This window comes from Telluria sp. PB2R4 (genome assembly GCF_059685695.1).
Genome location: NZ_JCASIC010000003.1, coordinates 309,659 through 336,590, shown reverse-complemented (window position 1 = coordinate 336,590; position 26,932 = coordinate 309,659). Strand labels below are relative to the sequence as shown.

Sequence of the window (26,932 nt, the reverse complement as noted above, 5' to 3'; positions counted from 1 at the left end):
GTCCAGGCGCTGCGCGCCGCGGCTTACAGCCCGCCGGCGCAGCGCAAGGTCGTCCCGGTGACGTAGGAGGCGGCGGGCGACAGCATCCACAGTACCGCTTCCGCGATCTCGTCCGGCGTGGCCAGACGCCCCATCGGGATGGCCGGCGCCACGCGCAAGGGCCGGTCCGGCTCTCCCGCCGCGGCATGGATGCCGGTCAGCGTCGACCCCGGCGCCACGGCGCACACCCGGATGCCTTCCGGCGCCATTTCGCGCGCCAGTCCCAGCGTAAACGCCTCGATTGCCGCCTTGCTGGCGGCGTAGTGCACATACTCGCGCGGGCTGCCGGTACTGGCCGCGATCGAGGACAGGTTGACGATCACGCCGCGCGTACCCTTGCGCCGGAATGCGTCGATCGCCGCGCGGCAGCAATGCATGCTGCCGTACACGTTGGTGCGGAATACCGCCTCGATGGTGGCGGGCGAGGTCGTCATGAAGGGCGCGATGCGTCCGGTGATGCCGGCATTGTTGACCAGCGCGGCCGGCGCGCCGAGTTCAGCCTCCGTGCGCGCGAACAGCCGCGCAACCTCCGCTTCGACCGCGACGTCGGCCTGGATCGCGGCGGCTTGCCCGCCAGCCTCGCGGATGGCCGCCACCAGCGCCTGCGCCGCCACTGCGTCGCTTCGGTAGTTGACCGCCACCGCATGGCCGGCGGCCGCGGCCTGCCTGGCGATGGCGGCGCCGATTCCGCGTCCGGCGCCCGTCACGATCAATACCTTGTCCATTGCCCGATTCCTCCGATTGTCGTGCTCAGCCTTTGGCTGCATACTCATCGAACACTATACCGAACAAGCGAGACAAGCAGCCATGCATCCACCCATCGAATTCTGGTTCGAGTTCGGGAGCAACTACAGCTACCTGTCGCTGATGCGAATCGAGGCGCTCGCAGCGCGCGCCGGCGTGCCGCTGCACTGGAAACCCTTCCTGCTGGGGCCGATCTTCCGCGAGCTCGGCTGGCAAAGCTCGCCCTTCGCGGAACAGAAGGAGAAAGGCGAGTACGTCTGGCGCGACATGGCGCGGCGCGCCACGAAATACGGCATCCCCTTCACGCGGCCCTCCAGTTTCCCGCGCCGGGCCGTGTTGCCGATGCGGGTCGCGCTGCTCGGTGCGCAACAAATCTGGATGGGGGAATTCTGCCGCCGCATCATGCTGCGCAACTGGTCGCAGGACGCGGGGATCGATGACGCGGACAGCGTGCTGGCCGCCCTCGAAGGCTTGGTGGCGGATCCGGCGGCGGTCCTGCGCGTAGCGGAAGGGGAGGGCAACAAGGCGGCGCTGCGCGCCCAGACCGCGGCCGCGCGTGCATGCGGCATCTTCGGTGCGCCTACCTTCATCGTGGCGGGAGAGATGTTCTGGGGCGACGACCGCCTGGAAGACGCCCTGGAATTCGCGCAGGCCCGGCAGGCCCCAGGCAATTAGAAAAATTCGGCGGTGTCGTTGGTGGCGATGGTTTGCAGCAGGCCGCTGGCCACCAGCTCTTCGTAGAGGCAGGCGCGGTTGCGGCCATTGGCCTTGGCGAAGTAGAGCGCCTGGTCCGCATGGCCGAGCGTCACAACCGGCGAATCGGCCGCGCTGATGCTGGTGAAGCCGACGCTCACGGTCACCTGTCCCACCTGCGGGAACACGTGCGTCTCGACGTTAATGCGGAAGCGGTCGATGATCTTGCGCGCATTCTCCAGCGTGGTCGAGCGCAGCAGCACCACGAACTCTTCGCCGCCGAAGCGAAACACCCGGTCCTGCGAACGGAACGAGGACTGCAGCAGATTGGCGACCAGGATCAGCACTTCGTCACCGTACAGGTGGCCGAAGCGGTCGTTCACGCCCTTGAAATGGTCGACGTCGACCACGGCCAGCCACTGCTTTTCTTCGGCCCCGTGCTGGCGGCGTTCAGGCTGGCCGGGCACCAGCGGCTCGGCGTCGGCGCAATGCAGCATGCGCGCCAGCTGGTCGTCGAAGGTCTTGCGGTTCAGCAGACCCGTGAGGGAGTCGCGCTCGCTGTAGTCGAGCAGGTTCTGGAAGTTGCGGTAGACGCTGACGATGCCGCTGATCATGTGGATCGACTCGGCGGTGAAGCCGCGCTCGTGCGTGATCTCGAGGCAGGTGTGGGTCTGGTCGCCGAACCAGATCGGCAGCCACAGGCGGCGCAGGCCATCGGCGCCCACGCCTTCGGCGCGCGAATCGTGGTGCTCGAGGCAGTGCGCCAGCTCGGGAAAGGCCGTGATCGGTTCGCCTGGACTGGCGCCGTCATGGACTTCTTCGGGACATGCCACCCCGCCGGCCTGGATGCAGGCGCGCGAGCGGACGAATTTCTGGCCGCAGACCGTGGTGATGCTCAAGACACGGCTTTGCAGCGCACCCGCCAGTTCCTGTACCGCTGAAATCACGGAGATGTCGAGCATCGTGTGATCGCGGTGGCCAGTCATGTCCACCATGTGTCGCAGCAGGGAATCCATGTCGGTTTTTCAGAAACTGAGTGGAACTGAGTCAGGCGAGGGCACGGCCGCTTACTGATGCCGGTGCCGCTTTTTTAAGCGAGCAAGCGAAACAGCATAATGTGTTTTTGTACGATAGGCAACTATTCTTAACAATATTTATCTTTTTTGATAACGGAACGAGCACGGCGGTTTGCGTGCACGCAAACGCATACCGACCCGATCGTTTCCGTATGGAAAACTTGCCCGGCATCAACTTGCTGCAGGGCACTATTCGGTACAGTGAACTCACTGACAGACGCAGTCGAAAGCAGCAGAAGACGGGGCCCCGTCTGTCAGTAAGACCCTGAAGCAAAGTCCTATCAACCACCATAAGGAGTTCATCATGAGCACCATCACCAACGCCATCAAAACGTTCATTGCTGACGAAGACGGTGTGACGGCAATCGAATACGGCCTGCTCGCAGCGCTGGTCGGCGTTGCGATCGTCGGGGCAGCCAGTGCCTTGGGCACTGGCCTGAGCGATCTGTTCACCGGTATTGTCGCGGAATTCGCCAAGTTCTAAGCTTTGCTGGTGCCCCCAGGACCACTCGGCCCTGGGGGCTTTTTTTTTTCTTGGGGAGCCGGTCATGCTTGTCGCACCCTATCTCGACACCTGCTTGCTGTTATTGGTGACCGCCGCCGCGGTCAACGATCTCGCAAGCCGACGAATCCCGAACCTGCTGCTGTTGACGGCCCTTGTGGCCGCCTTGTCGCTGCACGCGGTGTCGCCGGAACCCGGCGCGGCGCTGCTGGCCTGCGTTGCCGGCGCCGCCGTCGGGCTGCTGATATTTCTTCCTTTCTACCTGGTCCGCGGGATGGCTGCCGGCGATGTGAAGATGATGGCAACGGTGGGCGCGTTCACCGGCCCGGCCGCCGCACTGCACATCGGGGTCCTGGCCTGGTGTGCCGGCGGTGTGATGGCCCTCGTCCTCGTCCTGTTCCGCGGCCGCTTCCGGCTCGCGCTGGTGAGCATGCGAGACATCGTATGGCAAGCCGCGTTACGACGTCCTCCCATGCGCGACGTAAAGCCGGCAAGTGCCGGTTCGATGCCCTACGGCGTGGCGATCGCAGCCGCCACGATCTACGTCCTGGCAACCCGCTACACCTGAACTTTCTGTCAAGTCCGCTTCCTTGCCGGAGGTCAAACGGGGGGGGAGGGGCGATGGTTAGAATCAATTTAACAAATGTAAGAAATATCCGCACCTCATCAGGAGGTTTCCTTATGGAAGTGTTTTTAGCACCTAGATCAAGTGCCTCGGCCACCGGTCCAATGTCCGCCGAAGCAGGCGGAGGAGGAACTGGGGATGAGCCGGCCTCCATCCTGCCGCGTCAGCCGCGCAACGTACGCGATACCGGCCTTGAAGCGCGCCTGGTCACCGCACTCACCGTCAAGATCATGCATGCCAGCGGCAAGATTCCGCTGTCGCTGCTGACCGGACGCCTGCGCCTGGCGGTGAGCGTGGTGCGCGAAGTACTGCAAGGGCTGGTCGCGGAGCAGTTGGCCGAGGTGGCATGGCAAGGCGATTCCGACATCGATGTGCAGTACCAGCTGACCGGGTTCGGACAGCGCGCCGCTGCCGAGTACCTGGCCGAATCACGCTACATCGGACCGGCGCCGGTCACGCTCGACGCCTACCGCCGTATCGTGGAACAGCAGTCGCTGCGCCAGCCCGACGCCGCCCGCGTCACACCCGCAGAGCTGCAGGCGAACCTGGCGGAAGACGGCATCGACCCCGCGGTGCGCGACCTGATCGGTGCGGCGCTGCATTCGAACCGCCCGCTGATGTTGTATGGGCCATCCGGCAGCGGCAAGACGACGCTGGCGCGCAAGTTCGCGCGGCTGCGCCAGGAGCCGGTGGCGATTCCCTACGCGGTGCTGGTCAACCACGAGATCGTGCAGATCTACGATCCGGAGTTGCATCCTGCGCCGCTGCAGCCGCGCACCCTGGATGACCGGCGCAGCTGCGACGCGCGCTGGACGCTGTGCCAGCGCCCGCTGGTGCACGTCGGTGCCGAACTGACGGGCGACATGCTGGACATGCGCACCGACGCCGCCAACGGGGTGCTGCGCGCGCCGCCGCATCTGCTGGCCAACAACGGCCTGCTGGTGCTCGACGACATCGGCCGGCAGCGGGTTCCGGCTTCCGAGGTGCTGCACCGCTGGCTGGGCGCGCTCGAGAGCGGCGCCGACCATGTGGCGGTACCTGGTGGGGCCAGCCATGCCTTGCCATTCGACGTGTCCCTGGTGCTGGTCACGAGCCTGGCGCCGCAGGCAGTGCTGGATGAATCCTGCATGCGCCGTGTCGGTTACCGGATTCCGGTGGGCCCGCTCTCCGAAGCAGGCTACCGCGCGCAACTGTGGCGCCAGTGCCGGCTGCGCGGCATCGACGCCGACGAAGGCGCGATCGATTACCTGATCAACGAACTGCACCGCCGCACCCGGCGTCCTTTGCTGGCAGCCTGGCCGCATGAGCTGCTGGGCCGGATTGCCGACTTCGCCGGGTTCGCCGGCCACGCGCCACGTCTCGATGTGAACAGCGTGGCCCAGGCGTGGAGCAGCCTGTTCGGTTCTTGCGCGGCGCTCGAACCCGGTAACCTGGGAGATGCCCGATGAAAAACAAGCGTGCCGTGATCGTGATGGCGCTCGCGATCGTGTTCGGCGTGGCCGCCGTCCTGCTGGCCTCGAGCTGGCTGCTGAAACAGCCGTCGAAAAGCTCCGGCCGCATCGTGGTGGCGGGGGCCGACATCGCCATTGGCCAGCGCCTGACACCGGAGATGCTCAAGCTGGTCGAATGGCCGGCCCACAGCGTGCCGAAAACTGCGTTCGACGATCCGCAGAAACTCGGTGGCCGGGTGCTCAAGTCCAGCATCCTGATGGGCGAGCCGCTGAGCGAGGCCAAGCTGGCGCCAGCCGGCACAGTGGGCGGTCTGTCGGCACTGATCACCGAGGGCAAGCGTGCCATCACGGTGCGTGTCAACGACGTGATCGGCGTAGCCGGCTTCGCGCTGCCTGGTAATTTTGTCGACATCATCGTCAGCACCGAGACCGACGCGCAGGCACAGGATGGCCGGCCGCGCGAGCAGAACATCTCCAAGATCGTGCTGGAACGGATCCTGGTGCTGGCGGTGGCACAGGAAGTCAATCGCGACGAAACCAAACCCAAGGTCGTGAATGCCGTCACGCTCGAAGTCACGCCCGAGCAGGCCGAAAAGCTCGACCTGGCGCGCAGTGTCGGCACCCTGTCGCTGGCGCTGCGCAACCAGGTCGACCCGGCCCCGGCCCAGACCCTGGGCGCTACCAAGCAGAACCTGCTGCCGGCACCGGCGCCCCAGGTGCGGCAGGTGGCCATGCCGGTGCGTACGCCACGGCCGCAGGCGCAGGCGCCGCGGCCGGCCCCTGCAGCGGCGCCGCGGCGCGACTGCATCAAGGTCATCAATGGCCTGCACGCTTCCCAGGAATGCTTCTGACCTTTACCGATCCGGATGGATGCCATGAATAGACGCCTTAATTTCGCAAGGTTTGCCGCTGGCCTGGCGCTGGCCGCCACCGCGCCTTCCCATGCCGCCCCTGCAGCCGCAGGCGCACCCGCAAAAGCAGAAGGCGCTGCTTCCGCCAAGCCGGCGCGCACGGCACCCGCCAAATCGCAGGAGGCGCGCTCCCAGTCGCCAATGGGTTGTACCGGCGAAGCCGCACGCCCCGCCACGATGGCGCTCAACATGGGCAAGTCCACCTTGCTGCGCCTGCCCGAGCGGGTGGTCAACCGCAGCGTGGGCAACCCCGCGATCGTGCAGGCGATGCTGGTATCGCCCGACACGCTGTATATCGCCGGGGTCGACGTGGGCAGCACCAACATGATCGTGCAGGGAAAAAGTGGCCTTTGCAGCGTGGTCGACATCGTCGTCGCAATGGATCCGGCCGTGCTGCAGGCGACCCTGGCCGCCGCCATGCCCGAGGAAAAGGACATCCGGGTGATGGCTGCCGCCGATTCACTGGTGCTGACCGGTACCGTCAGCGACGCCGGGGCGATGGCGCGTGCGGTGGAGCTGGCCGGCGCCTATGTGCGGCGGCCGCTGCGCCAGCTGCCGTCCGCTGCCAAGGACAACGAAACCGACGGCGTGGTTCCCCTCGCTAACAACGGCGCCAGCAGCGGCGGCAATGCCTCGGCCGCGTCGACCCGGGTGGTCAACCTGCTCAATGTCAGCGCGCCCCAGCAGGTGCAGCTCGAAGTCAAGATTGCCGAAGTGTCCAAGACCCTGCTCGAACGGCTCGAAGCCAGTACCCGCTTCAGTTTCGGCGGCGGCAGCTGGACCACGACGCTGGTATCGAACTTCCTCAGCGGCCGCACCCTGCCGGGCCAGGAGACCCTTACCACGCGGGGCGGCCGGCTGGTGGCCGACGCCAACAAGCAGGACGGCCTGGTGCGCATACTGGCCGAGCCGAACGTGCTCGCCATCAGCGGCCAGGAGGGTACCTTCCTCGCCGGCGGCAAGTTCTACATCCCGGTCGCCCAGGACAACAACAGGATCACACTCGAAGAGAAGGAATTCGGTGTCGGCCTGCGCTTTACTCCGACCGTGCTGGCGGGTGGGCGCATCAACCTGCAGGTGGCGCCTGAGGTGTCCGAACTGTCGCGCGAAGGGGTCGGCGTGTCGGCTGCCGGCATTACCGGCGCCGCGATCCTGCCCCTGGTGACCACACGCCGCGCCAGCACCACCGTGCAGCTGCACGACGGCCAGAGTTTCGCCATCGGCGGCCTGGTCAGGAACAACCTGGTGGCCAACCTGAAAGGACTGCCGATGCTGGGCGAGGTGCCGATCCTGGGCGCGCTGTTCCGCAGCACCGACTACCAGCAGGACCGCACCGAACTGGTGTTCGTGATCACCGCGCGCCTGGTCAAGCCGATCGCGGGCGCCGGCTACGCGCTGCCGACCGACAAGGTAGGCATTCCGTCACGCGGTCAAGTGCTGCTCGGCGGCCGCCTCGAAGGCGCAGCGCCGGCCTCGACCACGGCAGCCGCGTCCACACCGCAGGCCGCGCCGCCCGCCGCGCAGACCGCCGGCGGCTTCGAACTCAAATAGGAGGCTATCGTGACGACGATCCGCTCGATGTCGCTGGCGCTCGCGCTGGCATCCCTTGGCGCCGGTCTGCAAGGCTGCGCGTACACCACCCCGGAGTGGGACAGGCAGTTTGGCATGGCCACCCGCGCCAACCTGGCAGTCCAGGTGCTGGATCCCGCAGCGGCTGCCAACCAGAATCCCGCCACCGGTATGGACGGCCGTGCAGCCAAGGGCGCGCACGAGCGCTACCAGCGTAGTTTCGCGCAGCCGGAAACGGCGCCGGCGCCCCTCTTCATCACTGCCGGCAGCGCTCGATGAACGCCTGTCGCCACCATTGACACGATGCGCCAGCCACGAGGCCCACCATGAAAGCGTTACTCATCAGCCGCGACAGCCAGCTCTATGCGGAGATTGCCTCCCAGGGAGCTGCGCGTGTACCGCCGCTGAACCTGGGGGCTGTCCGCGCCAGCCTGCGCGATGCACTCGACCGGCCCGAAGCCGACAGCCCCCAGCTGGTCATCGTTGACGCTACCGAAACCGAGCCTTCCGAAGCCCCCTTGCTGGAGCGCCTCGGCCGCCAGTATCCCGAGGCTCACCTGATGCTGCTGACCGACCAGCACCATGCGGACCTCCTGATCCATGCCATGCGCGCCGGCGTGCGCGAAGTGTTGCAGCTGCCGCTGGTGCACCGCGCCTTTCACGAGTCGATGGACCGCATATCGACCGCTGCCGGGGTGTCCGGCCTGCGCGACGGGAAGATTCTCGCTTTCATCGCCTGCAAGGGCGGCAGCGGCGCCACCTTCATCTCGACCAATTTCGGCTATGCCCTCGCCACCCTGGCCGCCAAGAAGGTGCTGCTGATCGACCTGCATGGCCAGTTCGGCGACGCCGCACTGTACGTGTCCGACCAGAAGCCGACCATGACCCTGTCCGACGTCTGCGCGCAGATCGCCCGTGTGGATGGGCCGTTTCTCGACTCCTGCGTGGTGCATGTGACGCCGGGTTTCGGCGTGCTGGCCGCCGCCGACGATGCCGCCCATGCCAGGGAAGCGAAGCCGGAGCACATCGACACCATCCTGCGCGTCGCGCGCCAGCACTACGACTACGTGCTGCTCGACGTCGGCCGCCAGATCGACGCGGTGTCGCTGCGCGCGCTGGACGTCACCGACACCATTTATCCGGTGCTGCAGCTGGCGCTGCCCGACATCCGCGATGCGCGCCGCCTGCTCGACATTTTCCGCTCGCTCGGCTACGTGCTGGATCACATCCGTCTGATCGTCAACCGCTACGAAAAGGGCGGCAAGCTGCGCCTGCAAGACCTGCACGCGGCGCTCGGCTGCGAGGTGGTGCATACCTTCCCCAACGACTACGTCGCTGTCACCGATTCGGTCAACCAGGGGGTGCCGGTGCTGCAGCTGTCACGCTCGAGCGCTGCCGCGCGCAGCCTGGCCGACATGGTCGACCTGGTGACGACACGCCGCGTCCAGGAGAGCCGGGGGCTGCTCGACCGCCTGTTCGGCCGCGGCGAAGCCGACGACTGACTCACAGAAAACAGAACCATTCGGAGCCACCCATGTCCTTACGTGAACGCCTAGCGAGTTCCGGCCAGGAGCGGCAGTCCGGTGCAGTCGTGCCGGAAGTCGCTAACCACGCCTACCAGGAGCTCAAGAAACTGATGCACCAGATGATCCTGGACCGCATCGACCTCGAACGCCTCAAGCGTCTCACCGCCGAGCAGTTCAAGCACGAACTGGCTTTGCTGATCCAGCGCATCATCGAAGAGGAGCGCATCGTGCTGAACCAGCACGAGCGTCACCACCTGGTGCTCGACATCCAGCACGAAATGCTCGGCTTCGGCCCGCTCGAACCTTTGCTGACCGACCCGACCGTTTCCGACATCCTGGTCAATACCGCCAGCAAGGTGTATGTCGAACGGCGCGGCAAGCTCGAACTCACCGACATCACTTTCCACGACAATGCCCACCTGATCAAGATCATCGAGAAGATCGTTTCGCGCGTGGGGCGGCGCGTCGACGAGTCGAGTCCGATGGTCGACGCGCGCCTGCCGGATGGCTCGCGTGTCAATGCGATCATTCCCCCGCTGGCAGTGGACGGCCCGCTGCTCTCGATCCGCCGCTTCGGCTCCACGCCGCTGACGGTGCAGAACCTGCTCGACTACAAAAGCCTGACGCCTCCCATGCTGCGGGTGCTGGAGAGCCTCGGTGCGGCCAAGGTGAACATCCTGATCTCGGGCGGTACCGGCAGCGGCAAGACAACCTTGCTGAACCTGATCTCCGGCTTCATTCCGGCCACCGAGCGGGTGCTGACGATCGAGGACGCAGCCGAGCTGCAGCTGCGCCAGCCGCACGTGGTGCGCCTGGAAACCCGTCCGCCGAACATCGAAGGCAAGGGCGAGGTGACCCAGCGCGCCCTGGTCCGCAATGCACTGCGGATGCGGCCCGACCGCATCATCCTGGGCGAGGTGCGCGGCGCCGAGGCGCTCGACATGCTGCAGGCGATGAACACCGGCCATGAAGGCTCGCTCGCGACGATCCACTCGAATACCCCGCGCGACGCACTGGCGCGGCTGGAGAACATGGTCAGCATGGCCGGCGTGAGCCTGACCGCACGCGCAATCCGCCAGCAGATCGTGTCGGCCGTGACGGTGGTGGTGCAGGCGACGCGCCTGACCGACGGTACGCGCAAGGTGGTCAGCCTGCAGGAGATCACCGGCATGGAAGGAGAGATCATCTCGATGCAGGAAATCTTCCGTTTCGACCAAAAGGGCGTCGATGCGGACGGCAAGGTGATCGGCCGCTTCAGCGCCACAGGGGTCCGTCCGCGCTTCGCCGACCGCCTGAAGATGTATGGCGTACCGGTGCCGGAAGACGCCTTCGATCCTGACCGGACCTTCGACTGAGGAGGCAGCATGGATGCGCTGTTCTACGCTTTCGTAGTATTCCTGTTCGCGGCCGCGGTCCTCGCGATCGAGGGCACCTACCTGTGGTGGATGGGCACGCACGGCGCGGCGGCGCGCCGCATCGCCCACCGGCTGCAGGTGATGTCCGGCTCGTCCAGCCGTAGCGGCGAGCGGATCTCGATTCTCAAACAGCGTCCCTATAGTCGTAACGCGGCCTTCGACGTGATCCTGCACCGCATCCCGCTGGCGCACCGGGTCGATGCCCTGCTGGTGCAGTCGGGTACCGGCAACACGGTCGGGCAGTTCCTGGCGTGGTCGGTCGGCTGCATGGCGGCTACCGGCCTGGCGTCGTTCGGATGGCAGTTGCCGCTGGCGCTGCACGTGGCGGCGGCCCTGCTCGGCCTGTGTGTGCCGTGGATGCTGCTGCGCCGCGCACGCCAGCGGCGCCTGATCCGCATCGAGCAGCAGCTGCCCGATGCCGCCGATTTCATCGCACGCGCCCTGCGTGCCGGCCACTCGTTCAGCAACGTGCTCCAGATCGTCGGCAACGAACTGCCCGAGCCGCTCAGCGGCGAGTTCCGCATCGCCCGCGAGGAGATCAACTACGGCGTACCGATGAACGAGGCATTGCACGCCATGGCCGCCCGCATTCCGCTGACCGACCTGCGCTACCTGATCATCGCGGTCCTGATCCAGCGCGAATCGGGCGGCAACCTGGCTGAAATCCTGGGAAACATCAGCCAGATCATCCGTGCTCGCCTGAAACTGGTGGCGCACGTGCGGGTGCTGTCGGCGGAAGGGCGGATGTCGGCGGTCATCCTGACGCTGCTGCCGTTTGCCGTGCTGGCCATGATGATGCTGACGAATCCGAAGTACATCAACATGCTCACGAGCGACCCGAAAGGCATGCGCATGATCTGGTGTGGCCTTGGCCTGATGCTGATAGGGGTCCTCTGGATGCGCAAGATCATCCGGATCCGCATCTGAGCCCGGCCCGCATTCCATTCAGAGGTGACCATGACATCCTCCCAGCTGATTTTCCTGCTCGTCGTCCTGTGCGTCGTCTCCAGCCTGGCCTGGCTCGGCCTGGTGCTGTTCGCACCGCTGGCGCTGCGCGAGCGCCTGCGCCGGTTCCTGGGCAATGCAGAGCAGAGCCAGCTCGATGCCAGCGGCGGCTGGGTCGAACGCGTCGCCAGCGCGGCCAAGCCGCTGAGCAAGCTGTCGGTACCCGACGAGGGGTGGGAAAAATCCAGCTTGCGCACACGCTTCATGAACGCCGGCTGGCGCAACCCGTCCGCTCCGGCGCTGTATTTCGCGTCGAAGACCGCGCTGGCGCTGCTGCTGCCTGCTTTGATGACGCCGCTTGCCATCATCTATAGCAACGCGTTGTCCGGCTGGCGCCTGATGGCCCTGCTGTTGAGCATGGCCGCGCTCGGCTACTACCTGCCGAACATCGTCCTCGAACGCATCGTGCAACGTCGCCGCCGCGAGATTTTCGAAACCATCCCCGATGCGCTCGATCTGCTCACTGTATGCGTCGAAGCAGGCCTGAGCCTGGAGCGCGCGCTGGTCAAGGTGGCAGGCGAAATCCACATCAAGAGCGCGGTGCTGGCGCAGGAACTGCAGCTCGTCCTGATGGAAATTCGTGCCGGTTTCAGCAAGGAGAAAGCGCTGCGCAACTTCGCGCTGCGTTCGGGCGTCGAGGATGTCGACACGCTGGTGGCAATGCTGATCCAGTCCGAGCGCTTCGGCACCAGCGTCGGCGACTCGCTGCGCGTCCATTCCGACAGCCTGCGTCACAAGCGGCGCGTGGTGGCCGAAGAATGCGCGGCCCGCATCGGCCTGAAGCTGCTGTTTCCCCTGATTTTCTGCATCTTCCCGATGCTGATGATGGTCCTGCTCGGCCCGGCCGTCATCCAGATCTCGCGAACGCTGGGCAAAATGACCAGCGGGAATTGAACACGAAGGAGTTGATGATGCGAACCACTTTATTCAACCGCCTGGCGCTGCTGTGCGCCGCCGGCGCCGGCTTGACGGCATGCGCACCGTTCGGTGGCGGCCCCGCTTTCGACGGCGCCGCGCCGGTCGCGGACAACACCTACCTGGCCGGCCGCAACCATCACCTGGCACGCCGCTACGGCGAAGCGCGCGCCGCCTATCAGGCCGCATTGCAGACAGCGCCCGGACACGTGAACGCCCGCAACGGCCTGGCGACGCTGTATGCGGAGCAGCGCGAGTTCGACACCGCGATCGCGTTATGGCGCGCGCTGACGGAGTCGCTGACCCTGTCCTCCGGTCCGGGCAAGGCCTACCTGTTCAGCAACCTCGGGCATGCTTATTTCCTCAAAGGGGACTACGACAACGCGCTGGCCACGCTGGAGAAGGCCTGCCTGCTCGACCCGCTGAACCATCGCTCGTGGCAGCTGCTCGGCGAAACCCTGCGCAAGCTGGGACAGGAAGAACGCGCACAGCAGATGCTGAGCCAGGCCGAGGCCCTGCGCGCCAACGACCTGCGCGCTGACTATGCCGCCGCCGGCGGCCAGACCCGGGTCGCGGCGATCGACCGCGCCCTCAAGACGCCGGAACGCGAGGAAGGCGGCTGGCGCCAGGTGCAGTTGCATGTCGGGCGGGATGGGATGCTCGAGCTGCGGCATCCGCTGCCGGTGAGCGCGCCGGTGCCCAGGCCATTGCCGGCGCCGGTCATGCCGGGCGGCAGTACGCCGGTCCTCGCGCTCGTTGAAGTGCGTAATGGAAATGGTGTAACGGGCATGGCGCGCATGCTGGCGCGCCAGGTCGGTACGAGCGGGCTGAAAGTGGCGCGCCTGTCGAACCAGCCGGGCTTTGGCGTACGCCAGACCCGGATCGAATTCGAAGCAGCCCACCGCGAGGCCGCCGAACGCCTGGCGAGCCGCTTCGGCAGCGCGCAGCTGCAGGAAGTGGCCAGCTGCGCGCCTGCCAACCTGCGCGTGGTGCTAGGGCGTGACATCGCGCGGCGTGGGTTCGCGCTGCGGCCCGCGGCGGCGGATGCGGTCGCTCCGGTGCTGGCATTGAACCAACCTGATTAAAAAAAGGTCCGTTCGCACGTTTGGCCGGCATCAAACGCCATTGTGTGGCCCCCGGGAGAATCGGCTCATCTGCCTTCTCACGGGAGCTTTCCATGAATCTTTCCTACCGCATCCAACTGATCCTGCTCGGCGTCGTGCTGGCCATCCTCACCGCCTGCGCGCCTTCGGGAACGAGCCGCGGCACCGGCGAATACATCGACGATGCCGCCATCACCACCAGCGTCAAGACTGCGTTTGCCGCAGACCCGACGGTCAAGGCAACCGAAGTCCAGGTCGAGACCTACAAGGGAACCGTACAGCTCAGCGGCTTCGTCGACTCACCCGAGAGCGCTGCGCGGGCGGCGCAGCTGGCCCGCGAGGTGTCGGGGGTGAAGGAAGTGCGGAACAGCATGGTGGTCCGGGAACGCGTGAATCCCTAGGGCCTCGTTTCAGCTGAGTTTGCAGCTTTATTTCCAGCTGACCTTGCCCATACCGTTGGTGTTGGCGTTGCGGCTGCCCGGGTTGCCGTACACGGTGGCCGAGCCCATGCCGCTCAGGTCGACGTCGGCCGCACGGGTTGCGTGTACCGTCGCGCCACCGAGGCCGCTCATGTCGAGGTCGACCGATTCTGCGCGCAGGCCCTGTGCTTCCAGGCTGCCGACACCGGCCAGCTTGGCGCGCAGCAGTTTGCTCTCGCCGTTTACACTGATGCGGCCGGCGCCGCGCAGGCTGAGGTCGACGCGTTCGGCGCGCACCCCGTTCAGGGCGAGTCCGCCGACGCCGCCCAGGCGGGCATCGATGTTGCGATAATTGCTGTTCATGGTCACCGAACCGGCGCCGTCGAGGGCAACCTGGATCGAATTGCCCGAAAAGCCGCTGACAGTGCTCGCGCCCACGCCCTGCGACGTGAATTCGGCCAGGTTGGGCACGGTCAGTTCGGCGCGCAGCTTCTCATGCGTCTCGCCACGGCGGGTGTTGAAGGAATCGGTACCGATCTCCAGCGTGTCGCCGCGCTGCGAGGTCGTAATGCGTTGCACGAAGCGGCGGTCGCCCGACACGACGAGGGAAGGCGTATTACCCTGGCGCACGACGAGGTCGACAATGCCATCCAGCTTCACCTTGGTGATCTTGGCATCGACGCTGCGGTTTTCGCGGACGACATCATTGGCAAGGCCTGGGCTGGCGACCAGTGCGAGCGTGGCGGCGACGGCGGCGGCACTCAACAGTTTTTTCATGCTTGTTCTCCGGTAGTGTGGCGATGGAAGCACTATAGGCCGCTGTCGCCACGCACCTGGGGCGATTGCGATGAACTGCGCAATCCGCGGTCTGGAGCGTAAAAAGCCGGGATGGCGCGCATGGCCCGCGCCGCTTCCGTCTAGCGCAGGGGCGTGGCGCGCCGATAAACGCGAACATAGTCCACCAGCATCTGCTGGGGCAGTACCGTGCTGCTGTCCGGATTGCCGGGCCACTCACCGCCCACGGCCAGATTCAGCAGCACAAAGAAAGGATGCTCGAACACCCATTCGCCCTTGACCAGTTCCGGACGCGCCGTGTGGTACAGGATGCCGTCGCGATACCAGCGGATCTCACCGCGCTCCCATTCCACCGCATACACGTGGAAATCATCAGCGTAGATGCCGCTCGTCAAAGGCGAAGGAGCGCCGAAGGCCTTCTCGCCCGAGTAGCCCGGCCCATGCAGGGTGCCGTGCACGATGGACGGCTCCTTGCCGATGTTCTCCATGATGTCGATTTCGCCGCTGCGCGGCCAGCCGACCTGCTTGATATTCGCGCCCAGCATCCAGAACGCCGGCCAGATGCCCTGGCCCCGCGGCAGCTTGATGCGCGCCTCGAAGCGGCCGTGCATCTGCTCCATCAACCCGGCGGTCTTCAGGCGCGCGGACGTGTAGTCGCTGCCGCCGTAAGCTTCCCGTCGCGCTTCGATGACCAGCATCCCATCCAGCACCCGGGCGTTTTCCAGCCGATCGGTGTAATGCTGCAGCTCCTGGTTGCCCCAGCCATGTCCGCCGGTTTCGGCCACCCATTTCGTGCGATCGAGCTGGGCGTCGTCGAATTCATCGCTCCACGCCAGCGTCCAGCCGGCAGTGCCGGCGGGCGGCGTGGCGCAGCCGGTGGCGGCCAGCGCAAGCAAGGCGCAACAAGCGGTGGTGAAAGCGCGGATCGGTTTCATGGTTCTCCTTGTGGCGTCATGGGCCGCGGGGTGCGGCCTGCTGTTGCCTGACGTGTTGCATGATGTTGATGAAGGTATCGGTCCAGACCAGCTGGCGCTGGGCGGCCAGGAAACGCAGCAGTTCGTCGTGGGCCTGGGTAGACACGCCGAGGTAATCGCCGCCGATGCCGTGGAAGGTGAAGTTCACCATGGTCCCGCGCGCCATCGCCTGCCTGACGATGGCAATCAGCTCCGCGCCGCTGCTGCCGACTGGGGCCGCCACTGGTACCGCCAGCGGATCGAGGCTGCGCATCGCATCGATGACGCCCGTGCCTCCAGTGAGCTTGATCCCCACGAAGCTGGCGCCGACCGCAGGCAGGTAGTCACGTCCGCCGGCCAAGGTGTCGCCGCAGGGAACGGTGAAGGTGCGCTCGCGGCGCCCGTCGATCGCCGCCAGGATGGTATTGGCCAGCAGGACCTGGTCGCGCATCTGCTCCACGCTCGTGGTATCGAGGTTGCGGTGTGGCTCGACCCAGTCGCGTCCGGGTTTGCTGCGCGCGCATTGATGGAACAGGCTGTGGTTGCCGAGTTCGTGCCCGCGGCGCGCGGCCGCGCGCCATTCCTCCAGGCGCCGCGCCACCGCCGGATTCGACAGGGTCAGGTAGAAGCTGCCCTTGAGGCTGTATTTGTCGAGCGCGGGGATGGCATGGTCGAGCTGTGAATCGAGGGCGTCGTCATAGGCCAGGCTGACGGCGGCGCGTGCGCCCTGCGGCCAGGCGAATGCCGGGCCGGCTTTGGCTGTCTGGGCAGCGGCAGAGCCGGCATGCAGACCCAGGATCAGCACCAGACCAGCCAGGCCGGCGCGGCCAGCGTGACGCGCTCGTACCATCGCAATCCCCTTGATATTGGAAACGTTACCAGAATGTCAAGCCGACTATAGCATTGGCCAATTTTCGCTGTCAATCGCCCTGCATCCGAAGCACGCGAGCACGCGCCGCCTTACGGTCCCTCTGGCGCAACGCCGGTGTTGTAAATCAGCCGCATTTCGTCTCATACCTACATGGAATATTCCGTTGACAATTTTTTTTGCTAACCCTAATATTCAAACAACTTGCATGGAAACGTTTCCATAGGTCCGACAAATTGCTTGATCAACGAAGCATCGCGAGATGCGAGCCTGAGCGATTACCGATGAACAAGCGCGACGCGCAACGCTTTACCCGCTACCCGGCAGCGAGGACATCGGCACTGGCCGCATGCTCTCGCTACGCCGCGTGGCGCCGAGGAGGTGCCCAGACATAGGGACGACATCCGGGACAGCAGCATCGACGACAGCAGCATCAGGGACGGCAGGACAGGCAACAGGACGACAGCATGAGCGCCGGCAGCGCACAGCCTGGATTCAGCCGGCACAGGTAGTGGAGACACCGTTGGATTGGGTGACGGTCATTTTAAAAAAAACAGGAGAGCACCATGTATTACCCCAAGGCTAGACAGACATTGATGAGCCTGGCAGTCGCCAGCGCTTGCGCCGCATTCATCCCGGCGTACGCCCAGGAAGTCGCCTCGACCCCTGGGGCTGCCGCGAGCACCGACCCGGCAGCCATCACACCTCAAGAAGCCAGCACCCCATCCTCGCCGGCCGGCGTCCAGACCGTGGTCGTGACCGGCCTGCGCGCCAGCCTCGAATCGTCGATGGCCCTCAAGCGCAATGCGCAGGGCTTCGTCGACGGCATCGTCGCCGAAGACATCGGCAAGTTCCCGGATACCAACCTGGCCGAATCGTTGCAGCGCATCAGCGGCGTGTCGATCGACCGCAGCATCGGCGAAGGCTCGAAAGTGACCGTGCGCGGCGTCGGCCCCGACTTCAACCTGGTGCTGCTCAACGGCCGCCAGATGCCGACCTCGAGCCTGGGCGACCGTCCGGGCCGCGCCTACGACTTCGCCAACATCGCTTCGGAAGCGATCTCGCAGCTGCAGGTGTATAAATCGGCGCGTGCCGAGACCCCGACCGGCGGTATCGGCGCCACCATCAACGTGCTGACCGCGCGTCCGCTGTCGCGCCCGGGCCTGCAGGCCAGTATCGGCATCAAGGGCGTGCATGACCGGTCGGCCGAGAACTTGCCGGAAGACGTCCAGCGCGGCGGCAAGGTCACTCCCGAAGTGTCGGGCATCTACAGCAACACCTCGGCCGACGGCCGCTTCGGCATTGGCCTGTCGGCCAGCTACCAGGAGCGCAACCTGGGCTACAACGTGGCGTCCGTCGGCAACGGCTGGAAGGGCCCGTTCCGCGGCGACGAGAACAACTGGGGCACCATTCCGCAGCCAGGCACCCCGGGTTCCGAGAACATCACCAACCGCCCCGACCCGAGCGACCTGTACCAGGTGCCGCAGAACATGAACTACGCCATGAGCGGCATCCAGCGCCAGCGTACCAATGGCCAGCTGGTGTTCCAGTTCGCACCGACCAAGGCCCTGACCACCACCCTCGACTACACCTATTCGGAAAACAAGATCCAGACCCGCCGCCAGGACGTGTCGGCCTGGTTCAACTTCGGTCCGTCGAGCAGCAGCTGGACCGACGGTCCGGTCGCCGCGCCGTTGGTGTATACCGAGTTCATCCCGGGTAACAACAGCGACATCGCCATGGGCGGCGCCGACTTCGCCACCAAGACCGAGAACAAGTCGCTCGGCTTCAATGCCGCGTGGCGCGTCAACAGCGACCTTCGCTTCGAGCTCGACGCCCACAAGTCGACCGCAGAATCGATGCCGGACAGCCCGTTCGGCTCTTCCAACGTCCTGGGAACCGCCAGCTTCAGCCGCGGCGACACCAGCGTCGACTTCTCGCAGGATCTGCCGGTCCTGAGCATCAAGGGCGCCGACTTCGCCCGTGCGCCGCAGCAAGTCACCGGTTCGGTCTTCGAGAACGGCTATGTCAAGAGCGAAGTGAAGCAGGTCCAGACCCATGGCAGCTGGAAGATGCTGGAAGCCTCCGAACTGAAGTTCGGCCTGGGCCACACCGACGTCAGCAACCGCTCGGCCTTCTCGGTGCAGCAGCGCGATACCTGGGGCGGCGCCACCGTGCCGGCGGACTACCCGGCCAGCAACTTCCACGCCGAGAGCCTGCGCCAGTACTTCGATAACATCGACGGCAGCGACAACCCGAACCTGTTCAATACCTTCTATACCTTCAACTTCGACCAGGTGCGCCAGCTCGCGGCCAAGGCCTCGGGCCGTCCAGACCTGTACCTGCCGAAGACCACCTACGACACCGACCAGCGCACCCGCGAAAAGTCGAAGAGCCTGTACCTGCAGTTCAACACCGACTGGGATACGGCCCTGCCGATCCATACCTCGATCGGCGTGCGCTACGAGAAGACCGACGTCACCTCGACCGCGCTGGTGCCATCGGCAACCTCGATCAGCTGGGTCTCGCAGAACGAATTCCCGGTGGCCTTCGGCGCGCCGGCCTTCACCACCCTGACCGGCAAGTACAAGCACGTGCTGCCGAGCTTTGACGCCGACATCGACCTGCGTCCGGACATGAAGGGCCGCTTCAGCTACGGCGAAACCATCGGCCGCGCGCGCTACGACCAGCTGACCGGCGGCCAGGTGCTCGACACCCTGGCACGTGTCGAGGGCGGCACCGGCCGCCAGGGCAATCCGGGCCTGCTGCCGGTCAAGTCGAAGAACATCGACCTGGCCTGGGAGTGGTACTACAACAAGTCGAGCTTCGTCTCGCTCGGCCACTTCCGCAAGCGCCTTGAAAATTACGCCGGCCAGTCGCAGGTCGTCGCCCAGCCCTTCGGCCTGCGCACCCCGGTGGGCGGCGCCTACTGGAACGCGGCGCTGGCCAACGGCTGCGCAAGTGCCGACACCACCTGCATCCGCAACTACATCTTCCGCAACTTCGCCGGCCGTCCCGGCGTGACACGTGGCGCGGATGACGCGTCCGGCAACGCCACCGGCACCATCGTCGGCCAGCCGAACGATCCGGTCGCCAACTTCAGGATCACCAGCTACTCGAACCAGAAGCAGGCGCGCCTGCGCGGCCTCGAGCTGAACGTGCAGCATATGTTCGGCAGCAGCGGCTTCGGTGTCCAGGCGAACTACACCAAGGTCGATTCGGGACTGCAGTACAACAACGCCAGCATCGGCGAGCAGTTCGCCCTGGTCGGCCTGAGCGACTCGGCCAACCTGGTGGGTATCTTCGAGAACGACAAGTGGAATGTGCGCGCGGCCTACAACTGGCGCGACAAGTTCCTGTCGTCGACCTTCGACGGCGCCGGGCCGAACCCGAACTATGTCGAAGCCTACGGCCAGCTGGACCTGAGCATCGGCTATAACGTCAGCCGCAACATCAGCGTCCAGTTCGAAGGCATCAACCTGACCGACGAGATCCGGCGCGTGCATGGCCGTAACGAGCGCCAGGCGCTGTATGTGGAGCAGTCGGGTCCGCGCTACATGCTGTCGGCCCGCTACAAGTTCTGATCGAACCCCGGCGGATCGTGGGCTTCGCCACGGTCCGCTGGCGGCTTTTTCAGGTTAGACTGGCCTGTATTAGTTTTTTGCGGAAACAAATATGGTGAACGCCACCATCAGGCACGTCGTCGTCGTGGGCGGGGGATCGGCCGGCTGGCTGACGGCCGCCGTCCTTGCATCGAGCTTCCAGGCGCGCGAGGCCGGCGGACTGCGCGTGACGCTGGTCGAATCGCCCGATGTGCCGACGATCGGCGTCGGCGAGGGCACCTGGCCGACCATGCGCGACACCCTGCGCGCGGCCGGGCTGTCAGAATCCGCTTTCTTCCGCGAATGCGACGCGGCCTTCAAGCAGGGCTCGCGCTTCAACCGCTGGGTGACCGGCAGCGACAGCGACTATTATTTCCACCCCTTCGTGCTGCCCCAGGGCTGGGGCGATGCCGACGTCGCCGGCCGCTGGATCGAGCGCCACAGGGACGTTCCCTTCGCCGACCTGGTGAGCTCCCAGCCGCACCTGTGCGTGCACGGGCGCGCGCCCAAGCAGGCCGCCACACCCGAATTCGCCGCGGTGGCCAACTACGGCTACCACCTGGACGCCGGCAAGTTCGGCCTGTTTTTAAAGAAGCACTGCCTCGAACGCTTGGGTGTCCATTTTGTGCCGGACCACGTCACCGGCATCCGTTCTCACGACAACGGCGACATCGCCGCCCTGCACACCAAGGTGCACGGCGAACTGGCGGGTGACCTGTTCGTCGACTGCACCGGGATGCAGTCGCTGCTGCTCGGGAAGCACTACGATGTCCCCTTCCTTTCCCAGCGCGGCGTCCTGTTCAACGACAGCGCGTTAGCCAGCCAGGTCCCGTATGCCAACGAGGATGATCCGATCGCCTCGCAAACGACTTCCACTGCGCAGCAGGCCGGCTGGATCTGGGACATCGGCCTGCCGACCCGGCGCGGCATCGGCCACGTGTACTCGAGCGCACATACGGGCGACGAGGAAGCGGAACGTGCCTTGCGCGCCTATATCCGCGCCACCGGCGGTCCGGCGGACATCCCGACGCCGCGCAAGCTGTCTTTCCAGCCCGGCTACCGCGAGCGCTTCTGGCATCGCAACTGCGTCGCCATCGGTCTCTCGGCCGGCTTCATCGAGCCGCTGGAAGCGTCGGCGCTCGCCATGGTCGAACTGTCGGCCGCGATGCTGGCCGACGAGATGCCGGCCACGCGTGCGCAGATGGACATCTGCGCCGCTCGCTTCAACGAGACCTTCACCTACCGCTGGGAGCGGGTAATCGACTTCCTCAAGCTGCACTATGTGCTGAGCCGCCGCAGCGGCGCCGAAGACGTCGGCGGGTACTGGCGCGACAACCGCGGCAGCGATACCATTCCAGGGCGGCTGGCCGACCTGCTGGCGCTGTGGCAGCACCGCCCGCCCTCGCGCTACGATTTCAACCGCATCCAGGAAGTGTTCCCGGCCGCGAGCTACCAGTATGTCCTGTACGGGATGGGCTTCCAGCCCACGCCCGGGCCGGAACGCCGCGCCCGGCCCGGCGAGCCGGATGGCGCCATGGCGGACGGTTTCCTGCGCCAGGCGGCCGACCTGACCCGCAGATTGCTGCCCGCGCTGCCGGACAATCGCACGCTGATCGCGCACATCATGCGCCACGGGCTGCCGCGCGGCTGAGACGACAACGCAACAATACGATAACGAGAAGAGACAACGCCAATGGCCAATCCCGTACTGCTGAATAATATCGATCACAAGGACCTGCGCATCATCACCCGCCATGGCCGCGACATGGACGAACACCATGCCATCGTCCCGACCTTCCCGGCCGAGTTCCGCCTGCTGCAGGCCTACTACCCGATCATCTTCCGCAAGGAGAACGAGGCGCAGGCCTTCGAGCCGGTAGCCCTGCTCGGCTTCGAGGATGGCGAGAACCTGTTCGTGGACGAGGGCGGATGGAATGCCGCCACCATCCCGCTGCTGGTGGAACGCCTGCCTTTCCTGATCGGCCGCGAAGGCGACGAGCTGATGATCCACATCGACATCGACAGTCCGCGCGTGAGCACGAGCGAGGGCGAGCCGATCTTCCTGCCGCACGGCGGCATGAGCCCCTACCTCGAGAACATCAACTCGGTGCTGCTCACCATCCACGAAGGCATGGGATCCAACGCGGCCTTCATGGAAGCGCTGGTCGAGCACGAGCTGATCGAAGGCTTCTCGCTCGACATCACGCTCGACGACGGGTCGCAGAACCGCCTGGCCGGCTTCTACACCATCAATGAAGAGCGCCTGGCCGCACTTGGCACCGCGGCGCTCGAGCGCCTGCACAAGGCCGGGCACCTCGCCGCCATCTACTTCCAGATCGCGTCGCTGTCGAACTTCCGCACGCTGATCGACCGCAAGAATGCCCGCCGTGCCGCCCGCACCTAGACTGCCCGCAGCCCGGCCGATTCGCGAGCTCGCCGACCTGACGCCGCGCGACCTCGGTCCCGGCATACTCGCATCCACCGAACCGGTGGTGCTGCGTGGGCTGGTGGCGCAGTGGCCGATGGTGGCGGCGGCGCGCGAGTCGGCTGCCGCGGCCGACGCTTACCTGCGCCGCTTCTACCGCGACGCCAGCGTCAACGCCATGCTCGGCCCTCCCGAGATCGAAGGCCGCTTCTTCTACAACGAGGCCATGGACGGCTTCAATTTCGCGCCGGTGCGGGTGCGTCTCGACAAGGTGCTGGCCGAGCTCGAACGCTACCGCGGCGTCGACAAGCAGCCGGCAATCTACGTCGGCTCGACCACCATCGACACCTGCCTGCCGGGCTTCCACGACGAGAACCGCATCGACCTCGGCGGGCGCGATGCCCTGGGCTCCATCTGGATCGGCAACCGCACCCGCATCGCCGCCCACTACGACCTGCCCGACAACCTGGCCTGCGTCGTGGCCGGGCGGCGCCGCTTCACCCTGTTCCCGCCCGAACAGGTGGCCAACCTGTATATCGGCCCGCTCGACCTCACCCCGGCCGGGCAAGCCATCAGCCTGGTCGACTTCCTGAAGCCCGACCTCGAACGTTTCCCGCGCTTCGCGGCCGCGATGGAACACGCGCTGACGGTCGAGATGGAGGCGGGCGACGCGCTGTTCATCCCCAGCATGTGGTGGCACCACATCCAGGCGCTGGAAGATTTCAACGTGCTGGTGAATTACTGGTGGCGCCAGTCGCCCGACTACATGGACACGCCTATGAACGCCCTGATGCATGCATTGATGAGTGTGCGTGACCTGCCGCCCGAGCAGCGCAAGGCCTGGGCCGGGCTGTTCCATCACTACGTGTTCGACGCCGGCGAGGAGACCGCCGCCCATATTGCGCCGGCCGCGCGCCGCGCGCTGGCGCCGATGGATGGCGACAGCGTGCGCAGCATCCGCGCCCAACTACTGAAAAGAATGAACCGCTGAGGAGACAAGCATGGACAAGGGAGGAGAATCAATGAGCGGCATGGGCAAGCCCGTGCGCCGGGTCGTCATCGCGGGCGGCGGCACCGCCGGCTGGATGGCGGCGGCCTGCATATCGAAGGTGCTGGGCAAGCGGCTCGACATCACCCTGGTCGAATCCGACGAAATCGGCACCGTCGGCGTGGGCGAGGCGACTATCCCGACCCTGCTGAACTTCCATGGACTCCTCGAGATCAACGAGCAGGAATTCATGGCCGAAACCAAGGCCACCTTCAAGCTCGGCATCAGCTTCGAAAACTGGCGCAACGTGAACGAGGATTACATCCACTCGTTCGGCCTCACCGGCACCGACCACTGGACTGCCGGCTTCCAGCACTTCTGGCACAAAGGCCGCGAGCGCGGCCTGGCCGGCGAGTATGGCGACTACTGTCTGGAGCTGCGTGCCTCGCAAGAGAACAAGTTTGCGCATCTGCCGCGCAATGGCATGAACTACGCCTACCACCTCGATGCCAGCGCCTATGCGCGCTACCTGCGCAAGTTCAGCGAGCGTTTTGGCGTGCAGCGCATCGAAGGCAAGATCGTCGATGTCACGACCAGTGCAATGACGGGCCACGTACGCTCGATCACGCTCGATTCGGGCGCCGACATCGAGGGCGACCTGTTCATCGACTGCACGGGTTTCCGCGGCCTGCTGATCGGGCAGGCGCTGGGTGTCGAGTACGAGAACTGGTCGGAGTGGCTGTTCAACGACAGCGCCGCCGCCGTGCAAACCGCCTCTAGCGGTGACGCCGTGCCGCTCACCCGCTCGATCGCGCACCCTTTCGGCTGGCAGTGGCGCATCCCGCTGCAGCACCGCGTCGGCAACGGCATCGTGTTCTCGAGCCGCTACGTGCAAGAAGACGCGGCCATCGAGGCGCTGATGGGGAACATCGCCGGCGAACCCTTGATGAAACCGCGTGTCATCCGGTTCACGCCGGGCCAGCGCAGGCAGGTCTGGAAGAACAACGTGGTCGCGGTGGGCCTGTCGAGCGGCTTCCTCGAACCGATCGAATCGACCAGCATCCACCTGATCCAGCGCAGCATCATCCGCCTGATGCAGATGTTCCCGACCAGCGGCATCGTCGAGAGCGACGTGGCCGAGTACAACAAGCAGGCGGCGACCGAGATCGAACACATCCGCGACTTCATCATCCTGCACTACAAGGTCAACAACCGCGTCGACCCGTACTGGCGGGACGCGCGCAACATGGACGTGCCGGCCTCGCTGCAGCACCGCATCGACCTGTTCCGCGAAACCGGCCGCGTGTTCCGCGTCCCGAACGAACTGTTCGCCGAGAACTCGTGGATCCAGGTGATGCTGGGGCAGGGCATCATGCCTTACCGCCACCACCAGACGGCCGACCTGATGGGCGACGAGGAGCTGACGCAGTTCCTGGGCGCGATCAAGGGGCAGATCGACCGCACCGTGGCGGGCCTACCTGCGCACCAAGCCTATGTGGAGCGCTACTGCGCGGCGCCGAAGTAAGCCAGGAACATCGACACTGCCGCCTCGATGACGGGCCCCTGCTGCGCGCGAGCCAGCGGAGCGGCGCCCATCGCCACCTGCGGCCAGAAGGCAAAGGCCTTGAGCTGGCCCTGCAGCATGGTGGCGGCAAAGGCGGGGTCGCCCGGTTTCAGGCGGCCATCGGCCTGGGCCGCCCGGATCCAGGCCGTCACCCCTTCCTCGCGCTCGTTCAGGCGCGTGAACACCGGCAGCGCGCGCTCGGGCGCGTGAATCACCTCGGCGATCGCCACCCGCGCCAGGTCGAGGAAGTCGCGGTCTTCCAGGGTGCGCATTTTCAGGCGTAGCAGCTCGGTGAGCTGTTCGCGCAAGCCGACATCGCTGCGGTAGGGCAGTTCCAGCAGCGCCGCGCTGCTCTCGAACAGCTGCACGATGGTTTCCGCAAACAGCTCTTCCTTGCTGGGGAAATGGTTGTACACCGTCCGCTTCGACACGTTCGCCTCGAGGGCGATCTTGTCCATGCTGGTGGCTTCGAAGCCGTGGGCGCGGAACTGGGCCGCGGCAGCCGCGACGATGGCCTTGCGCTTGAGGTCGGTAAGGCGGAGAGCGTTCATGCGTAAATTTTACACTGACTGGTTTACTTTCTCAAAAATAGAAACTACACTGTGTAGTGTACATTTATTGAAAAAGCCAACATGCGCCTTCTTTTCGCCACCCTGATTCTTGGAGCCGCCGCCATCATGACCTATTGCAGCCTCGCTTTTGCGGCCCCGCCGCACACCGGTTCACCCCAGTTCGCGGACGGTAAGTTCCGCAACGCGATCAAGATGCGCGAATACAGCTTCGGCGAAATGGTGGGGCTGTGGTGGAACGCCATGCTCAACAAGCCGGCCGGCACCATGCCCAAGGGGGCGGTTCCGGTGCGCCCACTGACCCGGGCCGCGCTGCTGGCCGCGCCGGACAAGACCCTGTTCCGCCTCGGTCACTCGAGCATGCTGCTCAAGCTGGGCGGCGAGTTCTACCTCACGGATCCGGTGTTCTCCGAGCGTGCGTCGCCGTTCCAGTGGGCCGGCCCGAAGCGCTTCCATGCGCCGCCGATCAGCATCGCCGAGCTCCCGCCGATCAAGGCCGTGATCCTGTCGCACGACCATTACGACCACCTCGACCACGCCGCCATCATGGCCCTCAGCGCGAAAACCGGCCACTTCCTGGCGCCGCTCGGGGTGGGCGACCGCCTGGTCGAGTGGGGCATCGAGGGGAGCAAAGTGCGCCAGCTCGACTGGTGGCAGGAAGCGACAATCGACGGCGTGCGCTTCGTCGCCACCCCGGCCCAGCACTTCTCGGGCCGCACCCTGGGCGACCGCGACACGACCCTGTGGGCATCCTGGGTGATCCTGCACGACGAGCTGCGCCTGTTCTTCAGCGGCGACAGCGGCTACTTCAAGGGTTTCAGGGAGATCGGCGAGCGCTTCGGGCCGTTCGATGTCGCGATGGTGGAAACCGGCGCCTACGACAAGCAGTGGCCCGACGTGCACATGCAGCCGGAAGAAACCCTGCAAGCCTTCCTCGACCTGAAGGGCAAGTGGCTGCTGCCGGTCCATAACGGCACCTTCGACCTGGCGCTGCACCGCTGGCAGGATCCGCTGGAACGTATCGCCGCGCTGGCGGCAGCGAAAGGCGCGACCCTGACGACGCCGGAAATGGGCGAAGCCCTCGACCTGACCCAGCCGCATGCCGGCAAGCGGTGGTGGCGCGAGATCGAGTAGATGGCGCAACCTGAATGAATAATGCCCGCATCAGCGGGCAT

At 65.6% G+C, this 26,932-nt stretch carries 25 protein-coding genes; 19 read left to right on the top strand and 6 right to left on the bottom strand.

The window, feature by feature from the left end; genetic code table 11:
• Positions 1-23 precede the first annotated feature (23 nt).
• Positions 24-764, bottom strand: a complete 741-nt coding sequence (locus tag AC56LU_RS07665) for an SDR family oxidoreductase (protein WP_497174994.1) — start codon at positions 762-764, stop codon at positions 24-26.
• Positions 765-846: 82 nt separating this feature from the next.
• Between AC56LU_RS07665 and AC56LU_RS07660 the strand changes: the two genes are divergently transcribed.
• Positions 847-1,458 carry a 2-hydroxychromene-2-carboxylate isomerase gene (locus tag AC56LU_RS07660; RefSeq protein ID WP_497174993.1) on the top strand — a complete coding sequence of 204 codons (612 nt, stop codon included), beginning with the start codon at positions 847-849 and terminating at the stop codon, positions 1,456-1,458.
• Here the strand turns inward: AC56LU_RS07660 and AC56LU_RS07655 are convergent.
• Entirely contained in the window at positions 1,455-2,492 is a 1,038-nt protein-coding gene (locus AC56LU_RS07655; RefSeq protein WP_497174992.1) for a GGDEF domain-containing protein, read from the bottom strand. The genes AC56LU_RS07660 and AC56LU_RS07655 overlap by 4 nt on opposite strands.
• A 364-nt stretch (positions 2,493-2,856) precedes the next feature.
• Here AC56LU_RS07655 and AC56LU_RS07650 point away from each other — a divergent pair, with 364 nt between their 5' ends.
• From AC56LU_RS07650 to AC56LU_RS07595, 12 genes are all read left to right on the top strand, one after another.
• Positions 2,857-3,036: a Flp family type IVb pilin gene (locus AC56LU_RS07650; RefSeq protein ID WP_497174991.1), complete on the top strand. Its 180-nt coding sequence runs from the start codon at positions 2,857-2,859 to the stop codon at positions 3,034-3,036.
• 64 nt (positions 3,037-3,100) lie between these two features.
• On the top strand, positions 3,101-3,622 hold the full coding sequence (locus AC56LU_RS07645) for an A24 family peptidase (RefSeq protein ID WP_497174990.1): 522 nt from the start codon (positions 3,101-3,103) through the stop codon (positions 3,620-3,622).
• A gap of 161 nt (positions 3,623-3,783) precedes the next feature.
• Positions 3,784-5,127, top strand: coding sequence for an ATP-binding protein (locus tag AC56LU_RS07640; protein ID WP_497174989.1), 1,344 nt, complete (start codon positions 3,784-3,786; stop codon positions 5,125-5,127).
• Entirely contained in the window at positions 5,124-5,981 is an 858-nt protein-coding gene (cpaB, locus tag AC56LU_RS07635; RefSeq protein WP_497174988.1) for a Flp pilus assembly protein CpaB, read from the top strand. The genes AC56LU_RS07640 and cpaB overlap by 4 nt, the downstream gene beginning before the upstream one ends.
• Before the next feature lie 24 nt (positions 5,982-6,005).
• Complete coding sequence (locus tag AC56LU_RS07630) at positions 6,006-7,592, top strand: type II and III secretion system protein family protein (protein ID WP_497174987.1); 1,587 nt, start codon at positions 6,006-6,008, stop codon at positions 7,590-7,592.
• Between the two features lie 9 nt (positions 7,593-7,601).
• Positions 7,602-7,889 carry a hypothetical protein gene (locus tag AC56LU_RS07625; protein ID WP_497174986.1) on the top strand — a complete coding sequence of 96 codons (288 nt, stop codon included), beginning with the start codon at positions 7,602-7,604 and terminating at the stop codon, positions 7,887-7,889.
• 47 nt (positions 7,890-7,936) lie between these two features.
• On the top strand, positions 7,937-9,112 hold the full coding sequence (locus tag AC56LU_RS07620) for a CpaE/TadZ family protein (RefSeq protein WP_497174985.1): 1,176 nt from the start codon (positions 7,937-7,939) through the stop codon (positions 9,110-9,112).
• A 32-nt stretch (positions 9,113-9,144) separates the two neighbouring features.
• Positions 9,145-10,491, top strand: a complete 1,347-nt coding sequence (locus AC56LU_RS07615) for a TadA family conjugal transfer-associated ATPase (protein WP_497174984.1) — start codon at positions 9,145-9,147, stop codon at positions 10,489-10,491.
• A 9-nt stretch (positions 10,492-10,500) separates the two neighbouring features.
• A complete protein-coding gene (locus AC56LU_RS07610; RefSeq protein WP_497174983.1) occupies positions 10,501-11,478 on the top strand; it encodes a type II secretion system F family protein in 978 nt (325 codons plus the stop codon).
• Positions 11,479-11,508: 30 nt separating this feature from the next.
• The gene (locus tag AC56LU_RS07605; RefSeq protein ID WP_497174982.1) at positions 11,509-12,450 is read left to right on the top strand and encodes a type II secretion system F family protein; all 942 of its coding nucleotides are present in this window, start codon (positions 11,509-11,511) and stop codon (positions 12,448-12,450) included.
• A 17-nt stretch (positions 12,451-12,467) separates the two neighbouring features.
• Positions 12,468-13,556 (top strand): tetratricopeptide repeat protein, encoded by a 1,089-nt coding sequence (locus tag AC56LU_RS07600; RefSeq protein WP_497174981.1) that lies wholly within the window; start codon positions 12,468-12,470, stop codon positions 13,554-13,556.
• Between the two features lie 92 nt (positions 13,557-13,648).
• Positions 13,649-13,975: a BON domain-containing protein gene (locus AC56LU_RS07595; RefSeq protein WP_497174980.1), complete on the top strand. Its 327-nt coding sequence runs from the start codon at positions 13,649-13,651 to the stop codon at positions 13,973-13,975.
• Positions 13,976-14,002: 27 nt separating this feature from the next.
• On the opposite strand, the gene AC56LU_RS07590 is transcribed toward AC56LU_RS07595, so the two are convergent.
• The 3 genes from AC56LU_RS07590 to AC56LU_RS07580 form a co-directional block, all read right to left on the bottom strand.
• Complete coding sequence (locus AC56LU_RS07590) at positions 14,003-14,770, bottom strand: GIN domain-containing protein (protein WP_497174979.1); 768 nt, start codon at positions 14,768-14,770, stop codon at positions 14,003-14,005.
• A 140-nt stretch (positions 14,771-14,910) separates the two neighbouring features.
• A complete protein-coding gene (locus AC56LU_RS07585; protein ID WP_497174978.1) occupies positions 14,911-15,723 on the bottom strand; it encodes a glycoside hydrolase family 16 protein in 813 nt (270 codons plus the stop codon).
• A 16-nt stretch (positions 15,724-15,739) separates the two neighbouring features.
• Positions 15,740-16,591: a polysaccharide deacetylase family protein gene (locus AC56LU_RS07580; RefSeq protein WP_497174977.1), complete on the bottom strand. Its 852-nt coding sequence runs from the start codon at positions 16,589-16,591 to the stop codon at positions 15,740-15,742.
• Positions 16,592-17,175: 584 nt separating this feature from the next.
• On the opposite strand from AC56LU_RS07580, the gene AC56LU_RS07575 reads away from it, so the two are divergent.
• From AC56LU_RS07575 to AC56LU_RS07555, 5 genes are all read left to right on the top strand, one after another.
• Complete coding sequence (locus AC56LU_RS07575) at positions 17,176-20,193, top strand: TonB-dependent receptor (RefSeq protein WP_497174976.1); 3,018 nt, start codon at positions 17,176-17,178, stop codon at positions 20,191-20,193.
• 91 nt (positions 20,194-20,284) lie between these two features.
• Positions 20,285-21,862: a tryptophan halogenase family protein gene (locus tag AC56LU_RS07570; protein WP_497174975.1), complete on the top strand. Its 1,578-nt coding sequence runs from the start codon at positions 20,285-20,287 to the stop codon at positions 21,860-21,862.
• A 42-nt stretch (positions 21,863-21,904) separates the two neighbouring features.
• The gene (locus AC56LU_RS07565) at positions 21,905-22,615 is read left to right on the top strand and encodes a SapC family protein (protein ID WP_497174974.1); all 711 of its coding nucleotides are present in this window, start codon (positions 21,905-21,907) and stop codon (positions 22,613-22,615) included.
• Positions 22,590-23,627: a cupin-like domain-containing protein gene (locus AC56LU_RS07560; RefSeq protein ID WP_497174973.1), complete on the top strand. Its 1,038-nt coding sequence runs from the start codon at positions 22,590-22,592 to the stop codon at positions 23,625-23,627. The genes AC56LU_RS07565 and AC56LU_RS07560 overlap by 26 nt, the downstream gene beginning before the upstream one ends.
• A 10-nt stretch (positions 23,628-23,637) precedes the next feature.
• Positions 23,638-25,149, top strand: a complete 1,512-nt coding sequence (locus AC56LU_RS07555; RefSeq protein WP_497174972.1) for a tryptophan halogenase family protein — start codon at positions 23,638-23,640, stop codon at positions 25,147-25,149.
• Here the strand turns inward: AC56LU_RS07555 and AC56LU_RS07550 are convergent.
• Complete coding sequence (locus AC56LU_RS07550) at positions 25,128-25,739, bottom strand: TetR/AcrR family transcriptional regulator (protein WP_497174971.1); 612 nt, start codon at positions 25,737-25,739, stop codon at positions 25,128-25,130. The two genes, AC56LU_RS07555 and AC56LU_RS07550, sit on opposite strands and share 22 nt — an antisense overlap.
• Positions 25,740-25,820: 81 nt before the next feature.
• On the opposite strand from AC56LU_RS07550, the gene AC56LU_RS07545 reads away from it, so the two are divergent.
• Positions 25,821-26,891 carry an MBL fold metallo-hydrolase gene (locus tag AC56LU_RS07545; RefSeq protein WP_497174970.1) on the top strand — a complete coding sequence of 357 codons (1,071 nt, stop codon included), beginning with the start codon at positions 25,821-25,823 and terminating at the stop codon, positions 26,889-26,891.
• Positions 26,892-26,932 lie beyond the last annotated feature (41 nt).

Excerpts from the sequence above, each read along its gene's own strand:
- AC56LU_RS07665 (WP_497174994.1), bottom strand. The coding sequence starts at position 764 with ATGGACAAGGTATTGATCGTGACGGGCGCCGGACGCGGAATCGGCGCC.
- AC56LU_RS07660 (WP_497174993.1), top strand. The coding sequence starts at position 847 with ATGCATCCACCCATCGAATTCTGGTTCGAGTTCGGGAGCAACTACAGC.
- AC56LU_RS07655 (WP_497174992.1), bottom strand. The coding sequence starts at position 2,492 with ATGGATTCCCTGCTGCGACACATGGTGGACATGACTGGCCACCGCGAT.
- AC56LU_RS07650 (WP_497174991.1), top strand. The coding sequence starts at position 2,857 with ATGAGCACCATCACCAACGCCATCAAAACGTTCATTGCTGACGAAGAC.
- AC56LU_RS07645 (WP_497174990.1), top strand. The coding sequence starts at position 3,101 with ATGCTTGTCGCACCCTATCTCGACACCTGCTTGCTGTTATTGGTGACC.
- AC56LU_RS07640 (WP_497174989.1), top strand. The coding sequence starts at position 3,784 with ATGTCCGCCGAAGCAGGCGGAGGAGGAACTGGGGATGAGCCGGCCTCC.
- cpaB (WP_497174988.1), top strand. The coding sequence starts at position 5,124 with ATGAAAAACAAGCGTGCCGTGATCGTGATGGCGCTCGCGATCGTGTTC.
- AC56LU_RS07630 (WP_497174987.1), top strand. The coding sequence starts at position 6,006 with ATGAATAGACGCCTTAATTTCGCAAGGTTTGCCGCTGGCCTGGCGCTG.
- AC56LU_RS07620 (WP_497174985.1), top strand. The coding sequence starts at position 7,937 with ATGAAAGCGTTACTCATCAGCCGCGACAGCCAGCTCTATGCGGAGATT.
- AC56LU_RS07615 (WP_497174984.1), top strand. The coding sequence starts at position 9,145 with ATGTCCTTACGTGAACGCCTAGCGAGTTCCGGCCAGGAGCGGCAGTCC.
- AC56LU_RS07610 (WP_497174983.1), top strand. The coding sequence starts at position 10,501 with ATGGATGCGCTGTTCTACGCTTTCGTAGTATTCCTGTTCGCGGCCGCG.
- AC56LU_RS07605 (WP_497174982.1), top strand. The coding sequence starts at position 11,509 with ATGACATCCTCCCAGCTGATTTTCCTGCTCGTCGTCCTGTGCGTCGTC.
- AC56LU_RS07600 (WP_497174981.1), top strand. The coding sequence starts at position 12,468 with ATGCGAACCACTTTATTCAACCGCCTGGCGCTGCTGTGCGCCGCCGGC.
- AC56LU_RS07595 (WP_497174980.1), top strand. The coding sequence starts at position 13,649 with ATGAATCTTTCCTACCGCATCCAACTGATCCTGCTCGGCGTCGTGCTG.
- AC56LU_RS07590 (WP_497174979.1), bottom strand. The coding sequence starts at position 14,770 with ATGAAAAAACTGTTGAGTGCCGCCGCCGTCGCCGCCACGCTCGCACTG.
- AC56LU_RS07585 (WP_497174978.1), bottom strand. The coding sequence starts at position 15,723 with ATGAAACCGATCCGCGCTTTCACCACCGCTTGTTGCGCCTTGCTTGCG.
- AC56LU_RS07580 (WP_497174977.1), bottom strand. The coding sequence starts at position 16,591 with ATGGTACGAGCGCGTCACGCTGGCCGCGCCGGCCTGGCTGGTCTGGTG.
- AC56LU_RS07575 (WP_497174976.1), top strand. The coding sequence starts at position 17,176 with ATGTATTACCCCAAGGCTAGACAGACATTGATGAGCCTGGCAGTCGCC.
- AC56LU_RS07570 (WP_497174975.1), top strand. The coding sequence starts at position 20,285 with ATGGTGAACGCCACCATCAGGCACGTCGTCGTCGTGGGCGGGGGATCG.
- AC56LU_RS07565 (WP_497174974.1), top strand. The coding sequence starts at position 21,905 with ATGGCCAATCCCGTACTGCTGAATAATATCGATCACAAGGACCTGCGC.
- AC56LU_RS07560 (WP_497174973.1), top strand. The coding sequence starts at position 22,590 with ATGCCCGCCGTGCCGCCCGCACCTAGACTGCCCGCAGCCCGGCCGATT.
- AC56LU_RS07555 (WP_497174972.1), top strand. The coding sequence starts at position 23,638 with ATGGACAAGGGAGGAGAATCAATGAGCGGCATGGGCAAGCCCGTGCGC.
- AC56LU_RS07550 (WP_497174971.1), bottom strand. The coding sequence starts at position 25,739 with ATGAACGCTCTCCGCCTTACCGACCTCAAGCGCAAGGCCATCGTCGCG.
- AC56LU_RS07545 (WP_497174970.1), top strand. The coding sequence starts at position 25,821 with ATGCGCCTTCTTTTCGCCACCCTGATTCTTGGAGCCGCCGCCATCATG.